A 13,521-nucleotide genomic window follows, 5' to 3' on the forward strand; every position below is an offset into this window, starting at 1 on the left:
AATGACACGAAAATAACTTAAATTACGCTGTGTTGGAAACACATGAAATTCAGAATTTTCGGGTGAGGACGAGAAGATGACAAAGACAAAGACCCAATCATATATTCCCCAGAGCATTCACGCTTACCGCTGCAAAAAACGGCGCAGCCTGAAGGCTTCTGCTTCTATACTTGCGGCCATTGCTGTTTTAGGCCTGTCTTCGCCTGCATTTGCGCAAAATGGTGTCCCGAGCATGGCCGGAAGCGGCATTGGCCCAGTCGCACCAATATTGCGCGGCACGCCTGATATAATTAGCATATCTGGCCGGATTGATCCGGCTACAGTCACTATGCCGATTGCCACTCCAGTCGTGCGCGGTGATGGCAATACGACCAGTATCACTGCGCGTGTTAACCCCGATATAATTAGCCGGCTACCCAATAACCGTCCAAATCCGATCACTAACCCGTCCCCCTTGGTGATCGGGAACGAGCCAGCAACTCCTGTGCTGCGCGTCGAAAACCAGCCACAGCAACAGCGACCCAATCTGCGAATCCGTCCGACACCTATTAACGCCCGCCCTGTATTGGTTGGCACTCCAGACACAATATCTATTCGCGGTGAAGTTGATTTCCCAAATCTAAATGGCGCGAATGAAGATATCGCAATTAGCGGCCGAACACGTTTGCTTGCTGAAAATCAGCCACAAATGACTGGCCCGCGTTTTTCTAATGGCAGTGCATTTCAGGCTGCGCCAAATTTTGTATCTGGTGGGGGATCGTTTGATCCCGGTGTCGTTTCCATAATCGACCCCAATGTTGTGGTCGCTGTCGTGAACATCGCGGTGCTGGATCAGGTAACGGTGACCGATGCCGAAACAATCATCAACTGGACACCCTTTGATACAACACCATTCTCAACCACTACAGATTCGATAAATCTTTTACCGCAGAATACGACGATACAATTTGCAGGGCCCTCAAGCGGATATACTGTCTTAAACAGAATCTTGCCGACCGTTGATGCCAATGGGGATATTCGCAGCGTTAATTTTGGCGGAACGGTGAACAGTTTTCTGGGCACGTCAACAGATGGCGATGGCGTATTTAACGGCCCTGTTGGCGGCAATATCTTTTTCTATAGTCCGGGCGGAATTATCGCTGGCAATGGTGCTACATTTAATGTCGGTTCGCTGGTTTTGACAACAAATGATATTGATACAGATGGCGGTATTTTCGGTGATGGGGGAGAGATCCGTTTTCGCGGTGCTGCTGATAGTCTGGCTGCTGTCGAAATTCAGGCTGGCGCACAAATCAATACACCGCGCAGCGGCAGTTATGTTGCATTAGTAGCGCCAAGAGTGGTGCAAGAAGGTTTTGTGACCGCCAATGGTTCAGTGGCATATGTTGCTGCTGAACAGGCTGATATCACCATCAATAACGGCCTGTTTGATATCAATGTGACCACCGGCACCACCGATGCAAATGGTATTGTCCATAATGGCGTAACAACCGGGCCGGCACGGCGACCGGTTAGGACTCCTGGCGGCACTTTGCTCGATGCCGATAATCAGGCGATATATGCAGTTGCCGTGCCCAAAAATGATGCGATTACCATGCTGGTCTCTGGCTCGCTGGGATATAGTCCGGCAATGGGCGCGGCTGAGGTTGATGGCGAGATTATCCTCAGCACCAGCAATATTGTGTCTGGTACAGATGTTCCGCGAAGCGATAGCGCAGTACAGGGCGGCAATATTGCTTTTGGCAGCCCGATTTTCACTAATGATATTTCAGCGACTGCAACGGGTAGCATTGATTTGTTTGTTGGCGTCAATTCACCGTTTACAGGTTTTGGCGATGTGGTTTTGCAGGCTGATCAGGCCGTCAATGTCACCGTAGAGGCTAATGGCAATCTTGACATAGCCGGTAATTTTACCGCCAGTGCAAGTGTAACCGGCATTATTAATGCAGCCGGTGCAGCGGTGGGTGAAGATGTTACGGCTGGCAATGTCAATTTCACGCTTTTTGATGGTGCTATCGCCCGCATAGGTGGCAATCTTACATTGAGCACCAATGCCATTGGCGGGTTAACATCGCAGGGTGTGGGCAGCGCAACCGCCGGAGATATAAACTTTTCTGTCACCGGTGCATCCACTGTACTGGAAGCGCAGAATATTAGTTTGACAGCGAACGCTTCCGCTGCGCGGTCACCTTCAGGCCAACCGGATATCGCTCCAAATGCAGGCAGTGCATCGATTGCGGGTGATGTTGCGATCTCCATTACAGATGCAACACTAAATACCGGCACGATTATCATAGGCGCATCTGCCGCGTCGTCTGAGGGAGAGGATAATGCCGCACAAAATGCGAGTGCTGGCACTGTCGATATACGGTTCAATGGCGGTAATTATACAATCAATAGTCTGTTCATTGATGCCGATGCGGAATCGGATGATGGCGGTAATGCGCAAAGTGGACAGCTCAGTTTCCTAGCGGACAGCGCAACTATCCAGATTGCGGAAGATTTCGCTGTAGATGTCAGGACAGAGGGCACTACGGTGTCCGCTGCCGGAGCAGCTATCGATTTTGTCGTGCAAAATGGTAGTATGTTAACAATTGGTGATGATCTGAGTCTGGACAGTTCAGCTCGCTTGAACCTTGGCTCAGATACACGGATTGTGGGCGGTAATCTCAATCTGCTGGTTGATAATGCGTCGCTTACCGCGAATAACATATTTCTGGATACGTCTGGTAATGCTCAGCGTTTTGGCCGGGCCACCAATAGTGATGGTATAGGAGGTGACATTAACGTCACTTCGTCCAATGGCGGTGCGTTAACGGGTACGGCTTTTAGCTCCTTCAACGCTGGCGCTCTGGGTGGGTCATCAAATGACGGTAGAGATGGGCTTGGTGGGGATATTGTTATCACAGCCGATGGCGGCGCAATTACGTTCAACTCAACTGTGGCGATTGAATCCGATGGCCAAGGCGGCACGCGCGGTGATTCTGCTGGACGACTGGGTGTCGGCATAGGTGGCGATGTTGTTTTTAATCTCACCAATGATGGCGCTTTTGTTTTTGACAGGTTCATAGGTTCGAGCGACGGCTTTGTCTTTTTTGACGTTGAAGGTGGCGGCGGCGCTGAAGTTAGCGGCGATGGCGGCACAGGCATTGGCGGTAATTTCACATTCAACCTGTTAAGCGGAACTTTTGATGCGGATGATGTTGATATTGGTGCCGATGGTATTGGCGGTGATGGCGGAAGTGCAATTTCATTCTTTACATCAACGACCAATATAGTTGGTGATGGCGGTACAGGTACAGGCGGAACAACCATCTTTAATCTTGATGGCGCTGATGTAACCATCGCTACGCTGGATGTGACGGCCAATGGCATTGGTGGTCAGGGCGGCTTTGGTGATGAGGGTTCTAACCAAGATGCTGGTGATGGCGGTATGGGCATTGGCGGCACAGCCATATTCAATGCCTTGTCTGGTACATTGAATGTCGGGACATTGGCAATTACCGCTAATGGCAATAGCACGAATTTCTCTGCCCAAGGTGCTGGCGGTACCGGCGTTGAAGTGGGCGATGGTGGTGATGGCATGGGCGGGCTTGCTCGCTTCTCAAATAATGGCACTGCTGTCATTACCGCCGATACCATCATAGTAGCGGCAGATGGCTTTGGCGGTAATGGCGGCGGCGCTGATCCTGGTTTTAATGGTGGTAATGGCGGCAATGGGACAGGCGGTCAGGCAATATTTGATGATATTGACGGCAGCGTTGCGGCAACCAATCTGATCGTGCAGGCGAACGGGACAGGTGGCGGAGGCGGCACAGAGTTCTCCTCGACATTTGATGCCGCAGGCACTGGCGGAGCAGGCGGTGATGGTATTGGCGGTTCGGCGCAGCTCAACCTGCAGCAAGAGATTGGCATTGCAACGACACCTTTTGTCAATGTGACGGTTGATAGCAGCGGGCAAGGTGGGCGCGGCGGTGATGCGTTTAACGGCGGCACTGGCGGCAATGCTTTTGGCGGTCGATCAACGATCACAGTAGACGGCGTTGATGCTATTCTTGATAACCCGTCAATATTATCCAATGCTATTGGCGGTGATGGCGGTTTAACTTTGGATGTTGGCGCAGGCGGCGATGGCGGCGATGCAACCGGCGGCATAGCTGAACTGACAGTCATACAGGGCGGCAGTTTCGCCATTTCCTCACTTGATTTGCAAGCCAATGCCACAGGCGGTCAGGGCGAGTCAGGTGGTGAAAACTTTGGCTCTAATCCCAATGGCTCTAGCGGCGGTGATGGCGGTGATGGCGGTGATGGCGGCGATGCGGTTGGTGGAACCGTTAGAATAAGCGCTGCGGATGATGCCGTTCTTTCCGTACAAGGTGGTGGCACCATAAGTTTTGATGCTTTTGGTCTGGGCGGCAATGGCGGTGCAGGCGGCAATGGTGACACATCTACCAGTCCCGACGGACAAGGCGGAGACGGTGGCAGCGGCGGCGATGCTTTGGGCGGAACTGTTGAATTCGCTGCACTTGGCGGAGTGCTAGATTTTGCCAATAACAATGTAAATGTTACAGCCAATGGCATAGGCGGGAATGCAGTTATTGGCGGGCAATCTTCGGCTGGTTTGCCTGCCGGTGCAGACGGTATTGCCGGGCTTGGCGGTGGCGGCGCAATTAATGTGGTTGTCGATGAGGGAGCCGCTGGCGTTCAGGGCGGCGCTGCATTTGGACAGACATTTTTCACAGCCAATGGTTTTGTAGGCGATGTTGTCGATCCTACAGGCGGCACTCCAGTTACTTTCTTGACTGGTATTGGCGGTCGTATCGCTATTGATGATCTGACCGGAGATGATAATGGCGGTTTAACATTTCAGAGCTTGACCGTTGAATCGCTTTCAGGCGGCGCGCCGGATACTGGTCTGTTTGTGACCAGCAGCGACGGGGCCATCTCTATTAATGGCAATGCGGTTATCAATGTAGGCGGCGATGTCGTCCTCGACATTACGGATAGCGGCGGTTTCGATATTGGCTCCAACTTGAATATTGATGCTGGCGGCAATGTGAATGTCCAGCATGATGGGCGGCCTGACGGGCTGGCATCTATTAGCGCAAATGGGGTTACCATTAATGCTATAGGTAATATTATATCTGGTGCCGGGTCGCTGATTGATGGTCAGACGGCCAATATTATAGCGGGCCAAGACGCTGATCTTAACAATCTGGCATTTGCCGGTAATGCGGCCATCACTGCGCAGAACGTTACTTTGGACGATGCGACAATCGGTGGCTCATTGACCGTCGATGCCACGGACGGAACAATTCATGGCAATGGCACCGTCATAGTGAACGCCAATGCTTTTTATACTGCAACCGATGCCATCAATTTTGGTGATATTACTGGCCGCGATGTTCAGCTCACAGCTGGTGGTGGGATTAGCGGTGGCAATGTTATTTCCCCAAATGCGACCGGGGGTGTTTTTGATCGTATCATATTGAATGCAGGCGGCGATATTTCTGTCACTGGAGCTATTAGCGCCGTTGATATTGTCGATGTTGATGGCGTGAATGTTTCGGCTGGATCTATCACAGCGGCAAACAGCGATGTACTAGCTAGCGGCGCGGTTGATATTGGCGCGCTGGGCGGAGGCAATCATGACATTATGGGGCAATCTATTGTCTTGGGAATGGTGGATATCTCAGGCGCATTGACGGGCTTTGCAACATCGGGCGATCTTGCTGTCGATAATATTATCGCACGCGATGTCGATCTTGATGCATCAGGCTCGGTGTCACTCACTGACGCCACTATTTCATCCACGATATTGGTCGATGCTGGCGATGCAATTAGCTTTGGTGACCTTACAGGCCGGGATATTATCCTCACATCGGACGGTGACATTAGCGGCAATAGTGCCATTTCACCTAATGCAACAGGCGGTGTCTTAGATCGTGTAATGCTCGATGCTGGCGGTGATGTTACTGTTGCGGGAAGTGTTAGCGCGACTGATGTCGTGGATATTGATGGTGTCGATGTGACTGTCGGCTCCATTACCAGTGGCAACAATAATGTCCTTGCTAGTGGCGCGGTGGATATCGGCGCGTTGAGTGGCGGCGGACATAATATCACGGGTCAGTCTATTGCTTTGGGACAAGTTGATATTTCCGGAGTTTTGACAGGCGTTGCGACTGATGGCGCTATTGAGGCTGGCAATATCATAGCCAGCAATGTGAGCTTTGATGCGTCCGGCTCTGTGACGCTGGATGATATAACCACTTCAGCGAATACCGTTGTTGATGCAGGAGGTTCTGTCGCGTTTGGTGATATTAATGGCCGCGATATTTTGCTTACTGCGGACGGTGACATTAGCGGCAATAGTGCCATTTCCCCTAATGCAACAGGCGGTGTCTTAGACCGTGTAATGCTCGATGCTGGCGGTGATGTTACTATCGCGGGAAGTGTTAGTGCAACTGATGTCGTGGATGTTGACGGTGTAAATGTGAATATCGCGGATATTGGCGGCGGAGCGCTTACTATTGATGCTTCGGGTGATGTGACAGCGGTAAATCTGTCCACCTCTAACGCTATAGTCAATGCTGGTGGAAATATTCAGATTACGGATGTTGTCACAAACGGCAATGCCAATTTTATTGGCGATGCCGGTGTGTCAATCACCACGGCAGATATTGGTGGTAATCTTTTGCTGCGCGCCGATGGTGGCGGGGTTGAAGTGATCGACAATCTTATCGCTGCGCGCGATGTCGTGCTTGATGGAGAGGCTGTCCTGGTCAACTCGCTCGGTTCGTTGGTGGTGACCAGCGCCAATGCGACAGATGGTAATATCGATATCACTGCTGTTGATGATCTAATAGTAACGCTTGGCGAGTCTGTTGGAGATATTAATCTCACCAGCAATACAGGGTCGGTTACGGCTTCCACTCTGACAGCCGGAACATCGGCGCTGGCTCCTGACAGTCTGTCTGTCCGCCCATTTGCGCCTATTGTAGTTGGCACTCCTGGCGCGGGGGATATTATTATCACTGCAGCAACATCAGCCAATTTGGTGCAGAACGTTCAGGCATCGAATAACCTGATTGTGACCGCAGGCAATGATATTGATGTGCAGGCACTGGCAACGGGCATGGTCATTTCTTTCACTTCGGAAGATGTGAATATTGGTAGTACAGCGCAAATCGGCCGTTCAGATCTCACGGATCTCATCAGCTTTACCAATAGCAATAGCGAGGCGATGCTGATTGGCGGCAGTGGAGGCACTGGTTATGTGCTGGATAATGCCGAGTTTTCGCGTATATTCTCTGGCGGTGATATTGAATTTGTATCACTCGCTAATTCGCGGCCTGATGCCGATATCATCATCCGCAATCTGGATATCAGCGTAGCGTCAGGCAGCGGCACCACAACCGATGGTAATATCGGTTCGGCTGGCTCCGTATTTTTTGACGCAGGCGATAATCTGCTGGTTGATGGCGCAATTAGCGTCAGCAATGCCGGTGCAGATAATGGCTTGTTCTTCGATGCAGGTGGGCAATTCCGCCTCAACGCTGCGACCGGTCAGGTAGAATTGTTGGAACCTAGCGCAGGCTTTACCGGTTCTATTGGCGTCACAGCGTCCCAGATATTGGCAGTAAGTAATGCCGCATTTGCTGATATTGCAGGCATGAGTGCCGCTGATATTGATGTGAGACTGGCCAATAATGACGGTATCATAAATGATGCCGGGTTCTTCCGCTCCAGCAATCTGTCATTTAATGCTAGCTCGCTTCTGGCTATTCAAAATAGCGCAGCGGGAATGGACTTTGATGATCGTCGAGGTTTTACAGCAAATGTTCTGAACATTGATATCAGCCAGCCAACGGCCACCATTGTTATCAATGGTATATTGGTTGACGCCGCTGGTAACGACATTACCGGCATAGATGTTATAGCCAGCACCAATATTACATCAGGTGGCGGTACAGCTGCCTTTGATCCAGCTTCCACGATCAATGGCTGTGTCATTGTTGACCCGGCCAGTTGCTCTACAGCCGCACCACCGCCACCGCCGCCACCTCCGCCGCCGCCGCCTCCACCGCCACCTCCGCCGCCGCCTCCACCGCCACCGCCGCCGCCGCCGCCACCTCCGCCACCGCCGCCGCCTCCACCGCCGCCGCCGCCACCTCCGCCAGCGTCGGATAATGAAGAATTTGCTGAACCGATCACGGTCAATCGCGATGTCATTGAAGAAGAGGTCGATGACGCAAATGATGAAGCCAGCACCGATATTGTCGAGATTGGTTTGAATACGAATTTGATCGAACTTCGGAACAATGAAGAAATAGGCTTTGAACCTGTCATTGACGAACCTGTTACTGGTGCGGGTAATGATGATCTCTGGGTGTCGCCGAACGACGCCGAAGAAGAGGAAGATGCAGAAGAAAGTGAAACAGCCAGCAAAGCTGATACGCAAGTTGGTACAGAGGATTCAGCTTTGTCGGATGCCGACTAAGCAAAGGGCATATAAGACCGAAGGGAGGTTAAACCTCCTTTCGGTCTAGGCACCTTACCGCTTGACCTTCGGCCATGGTTGGACAAATAGAGCGGCATGACTGATACTGCTATTCCCGCATTGATGCTGCACAACAGCTTGACCCGCCAATTGGAACCTTTCCAGCCTGTCGAGGCAGGGCAAGCCAAGGTGTATACCTGTGGTCCGACCGTGTATAATTATCAGCATATCGGCAATATGCGCGCTTTTCTGTTTGCAGATACACTTGGCCGCACCTTGCGGTTCAAAGGCTATGATCTGACGCATATCATCAATATTACCGATGTTGGCCATTTGACATCTGATGCTGATGCAGGGGATGACAAGATGGAAAAGGCCGCTGCATCAAGCGGACAATCCATTTGGGATATTGCGCGCCATTATACAGAGGCCTTTTGGCATGACATTAAGCGGCTGAATATTACTGAACCTGCGAAATGGTCGGTCGCGACAGACCATATTGATGAGATGCTTGATTTCGCTAAAGAGATCGCGCCCAAACATTGTTATGAGCTGGATAGCGGACTGTATTTTGATACTTCAAGCGTCCCCGATTATGGTGCATTGGCCAGAGTAGCCACAGAAGATGGCGAAAGCCGTATCGCCCCGGTTGACGGCAAGAAGCAGCAAAGTGACTTTGCCATTTGGCGCAAATCTTCACCCGAAGAAAACCGCCAAATGGAATGGGATTCGCCTTGGGGCAAAGGCGCGCCTGGTTGGCATTTGGAATGTTCTGTGATGAGCATGAAATATCTTGGCCAACAATTTGATATTCATACCGGCGGTATTGATCACCGCGAAATTCATCACCCGAATGAGATTGCGCAGAATCAGGCCAAAACATGCTCGGGCCATAGCGGCGCCAATATCTGGATGCACAATAACTTTCTGGTTGATCGTGGCGGCAAAATGTCGAAATCGGCAGGTGAGTTTCTGGTGCTGGAAACGCTGGTTAAGCGCGGTATTCACCCCCTTGCGTATCGCTTAATGTGTTTGCAGGCGCATTATCGCAGCGAGCTGGAATTTACCTGGGATAATCTGTCCGCAGCACTTACCCGCTTGAAGCGCATGGCCGCGGCCATGGAAAAGCTGCGCGATAAGGCTGATTATTCAGAAAATACAGACATCTCAGCTTTGCCAGAGCATCCGCACCCTAAGATCGACCAAGCATTAGCGGCTTTTGATACGGCAATCAGCGATGATCTGAACACGGCCAAGGCTCTAACCATATTAGACGATATATTGGGTCAGAAACGTGTTGATGCCGTGCAAAGGCTTGCGTTAATCGCGCGTTTTGACACGGTGTTTGGCCTTGATTTGCTGGCGCTTTCGCGCATCACTTTGCGCATTACGCCCACAGAGGCAGCGATCACGCCAGAGGATATTGAGGCCAAGCTGGTTGAGCGCAAAGCAGCGCGGGCAGATAAAGACTTTGCCCGATCGGACGTGCTGCGCGATGAGTTGGTGGCCGCTGGCGTAGAGGTTATGGATGGCGACCCATTAGGGTGGGAATGGGCTATCGCATATTGATTAGGATTTGATTGAGCAGTTTTTTGAGGCGGTTTGTCGAAACGCCTATTTTATGATCAGAAGACGCTTGCCTTTATGGTCTGATACTTTCTAATCTTGCCTAATAATCGATTCAAATAAGGTAATATTATGCGGGGCAAGGTTCTGGGTGTTGATCCCAAAACGGGCAAAGGCCAAATTTCAGGTGAAGATGGCACACGCTATCAATTTGATCGTGAGGATTGGAGCGCGAAAATTCCGCCTGCTATCGGCGCCGAGGTGGACTTTGAGGTTGATGGCAAAAACGCGTTGAGTGTCTTTCGCACAGATTCGGCTGGCCTAAGCAAGATACGCACTGCACCTAAGCCGGAAAAGAATAAGATCGTGGCTGCGTTGCTGGCCTTTTTCCTTGGTGGACTGGGCGTACACAAATTCTATCTTGGCTATAATGGGGCCGGGGTAGCTATGGCGCTCATATCAATTTTTGGCATTATATTATTGGCCATACCTACCGCGATCATTGGTTTAATCGCCTTCGTGGAATTCATCATCTATCTGGTTACGGATGATGAGGATTTCCAAGAGCGTTATGTCGAAAATGAACGGCCCTGGTTTTGACCCGTATGAAAGCGGTTATATCCGGCATGGTCCGGCCTTTACTGGAAGGCAAACTGCCTGATGCGATAGAGCCGGTCTGGTTCATGACGCCGGACGAAGCGAAGGATGCTATTGTTGATGCCGATATTGCATGGGCGGATATGAATGATCCGTCCGCCATGCGCGATGTTTTTCTGGCTGGTGAAAAGCTGAAATGGGTGTCCACAATCTATGCCGGTCTGGATCATTTTCCGGTTGCTGAATTGGCTGAGCGTGGAACCATGGTTACCAATGGCGTTGGCATTAACACCATTGCCGTCGCCGAATATGCTGTCATGGGTATGCTTAGCCTTGCCAAAAACTATCCCGATGTTGTTCGCGCCAGCGATAACCGCGAATGGTTGAATTCTTCACCCGGCACCATCGAACTGTATGAAACCAAAGCCCTGGTGATTGGCTATGGCGCAATTGGCCAGGCCATTGCCGAGCGGCTTTCCGGTTTTGGTGTAGCGGTGACAGGCGCTGCCCGCACGGCGCGCCCCGAAAGCAATATATTGGGCAGCAATGATTGGCAGAGAAGGATCGGTGAATTTGATTGGGTCGTGCTGGCAACGCCCTCGACTGCCGAAACCAAGCAATTGCTGAATGCCGATTTATTGGCCGCCATGAAACGAGAGAGCTTCATCGTTAATATTGCCCGCGGAGATTGCATTGATCAGGATGCCATGATTGCGCTTTTGCAATCTCATCATCTAGGCGGTGCATTTCTGGACGTTACCACGCCTGAACCATTGCCAGCCGATCACCCATTATGGTCGATGCCGAATGTACAGCTTACTATGCACCTTTCGGGCAGAGCGCAGCGCAAGATGTTCCCGCGTTCGGCGGCGCTTTTCATCAAAAATGCGCAAGCATTTGTGGCTGGTGAGCCGCTCGACAATAGGGTGGATTTGGCACTCGGCTACTAGCTGGGCACATAAGTGCGATAAATTACTATCGTATGCTTTCAACGGGTGACATGCAGCACAAAATTGCTTATTGGTCAGTGTATTGGAAACGAACTCGTACTGACGATTCCTTTTCCAGAGGGTCGCCGAACAGTATCTTATAGCATTTATGCGTATTTTGAGGGGCCTATTATCATGACAAAAGCATCAGACCTATTCATTCACTGTCTCGAAGAAGAGGGCGTTGAATATATTTTTGGCGTGCCTGGTGAAGAAAATCTCGACATGCTGGATAGCCTGTCACGCTCCACCAAGATTAAACTTATCTTGACTAGGCATGAGCAGGGCGCGGGTTTTATGGCTGCCACTTATGGCCGACATACTGGCAAGACCGGTGTTTGCATCGCAACATTGGGGCCCGGCGCTACCAACTTTGTGACAGCCGCCGCCTATGCGCAGCTTGGCGGCATGCCGATATTGATGATTACGGGCCAAAAGCCGATCAAGAAATCAAAGCAGGGCCGGTTCCAGATTCTTGATGTGGTCGACATGATGAAGCCTTTGACCAAATTCACCCATCAATTGGCCAGCTCTGACAATATTCCCAGCCGCGTGCGCGAAGCTATCCGTCTGGCTGAGGAAGAGAAGCCTGGCGCGACCCATATTGAATTTCCTGAAGATATTGCTGAAGAGCAAACCGACTCTACACCGCTCAAGGCCTCTTCAGTGCGTCGCCCAACAGCAGATACCAAATCCATTCGTGCTGCAGTAAAAGCCATTGAGGAAGCAAAGTCTCCGATCTTGGTGATCGGTGCCGGTGCCAACCGCACCATGACCAGCCGAATGCTTAGTCAGTTTATTGAAAAAACCGGTATTCCGTTTTTGACCACACAATTGGGCAAGGGCGTGATTGATGAACGCCACCCCAAATTTGTTGGCTGTGCTGCATTGTCAGCCAATGACTTTGTGCATCGCGCGGTAGAGGCTTCGGATTGTATTGTTAATCTGGGCCATGACGTGATTGAAAAACCGCCATTTTTTATGAAAGAAGGCGGCGCGAAGGTCATCCATATCTCGACCAAAACGGCAGAGGTTGACCCTGTTTATTTCCCTCAGGTTGAGGTGATTGGCGACATTGCCAATGCGGTTTGGCAGATTAAGGAAGATATTGTTCCTAATGGCGCTTGGACATTTGATGATATGCTGCGTTTCCGCGAAGCAGAGGTGGAGCATACTAAACCTTTGGCAGAAGATGCGCGCTTCCCAATCTTTCCGCCGCATCTGGTCCAGTCAGTACGCGATTCCATGCCAGATGACGGTATTATCTGCTTGGATAATGGCGTTTATAAAATCTGGTTTGCGCGCGGCTATACTGCTTACCGCCCCAACACTGTTTTGCTGGATAATGCTTTGGCGACAATGGGCGCGGGTCTGCCATCGGCGATGATGAGCGCAATGCTCTATCCTGATCGCAAAGTTATGGCGATCTGCGGTGACGGCGGCTTTATGATGAACAGTCAGGAGATGGAGACAGCGGTGCGTCTGGGTCTCAACATGACTGTGTTGATCTTGAACGACAGCAGCTATGGCATGATCCGTTGGAAACAGGCAAATATGGGCTTTGTTGATTTTGGTCTGACATATGGTAATCCAGACTTTGTGAAATATGCTGAAAGCTATGGCGCACATGGTCATCGTGTTGAAAGCGCAGAGCATTTGCAGGAATTGCTGGCGCACACGCGTGATACGCCGGGCGTACATTTGATAGATTGTCCGGTGGATTATACCGAGAATGATCAGATTCTGAATCACGATATTAAAGAATTGTCGAAAAAGCTCTGAATGAGAGGCATGCCCCCGTTCCGGCAGGGGCGCCTTAAGGATTATTGACCGCTTGCTGGGGGCACTCAGCCAGTGGCGGACCGAGTT

At 51.1% G+C, this 13,521-nt stretch carries 5 protein-coding genes; all 5 read left to right on the plus strand.

The genetic code is table 11. The features are described 5' to 3' along the window. The first annotated feature begins 76 nt into the window (after positions 1–76). A complete protein-coding gene (locus tag ACR9YC_RS03370) occupies positions 77–8,500 on the plus strand; it encodes a hypothetical protein (protein ID WP_438729841.1) in 8,424 nt (2,807 codons plus the stop codon). Positions 8,501–8,596: 96 nt separating this feature from the next. Next, positions 8,597–10,069, plus strand: a complete 1,473-nt coding sequence (gene cysS / locus ACR9YC_RS03375) for a cysteine--tRNA ligase (protein WP_438729844.1) — start codon at positions 8,597–8,599, stop codon at positions 10,067–10,069. A gap of 129 nt (positions 10,070–10,198) precedes the next feature. After that, the gene (locus tag ACR9YC_RS03380; RefSeq protein ID WP_438729847.1) at positions 10,199–10,666 is read left to right on the plus strand and encodes a TM2 domain-containing protein; all 468 of its coding nucleotides are present in this window, start codon (positions 10,199–10,201) and stop codon (positions 10,664–10,666) included. A gap of 5 nt (positions 10,667–10,671) precedes the next feature. Further along, a complete protein-coding gene (locus ACR9YC_RS03385; RefSeq protein WP_438731570.1) occupies positions 10,672–11,613 on the plus strand; it encodes a D-2-hydroxyacid dehydrogenase in 942 nt (313 codons plus the stop codon). A gap of 174 nt (positions 11,614–11,787) precedes the next feature. Then, complete coding sequence (locus tag ACR9YC_RS03390; protein ID WP_438729850.1) at positions 11,788–13,434, plus strand: acetolactate synthase large subunit; 1,647 nt, start codon at positions 11,788–11,790, stop codon at positions 13,432–13,434. Positions 13,435–13,521 lie beyond the last annotated feature (87 nt).

The organism is Parasphingorhabdus sp. DH2-15 (assembly GCF_051668705.1).
Classification (GTDB): Bacteria; Pseudomonadota; Alphaproteobacteria; order Sphingomonadales; family Sphingomonadaceae; genus Alterisphingorhabdus.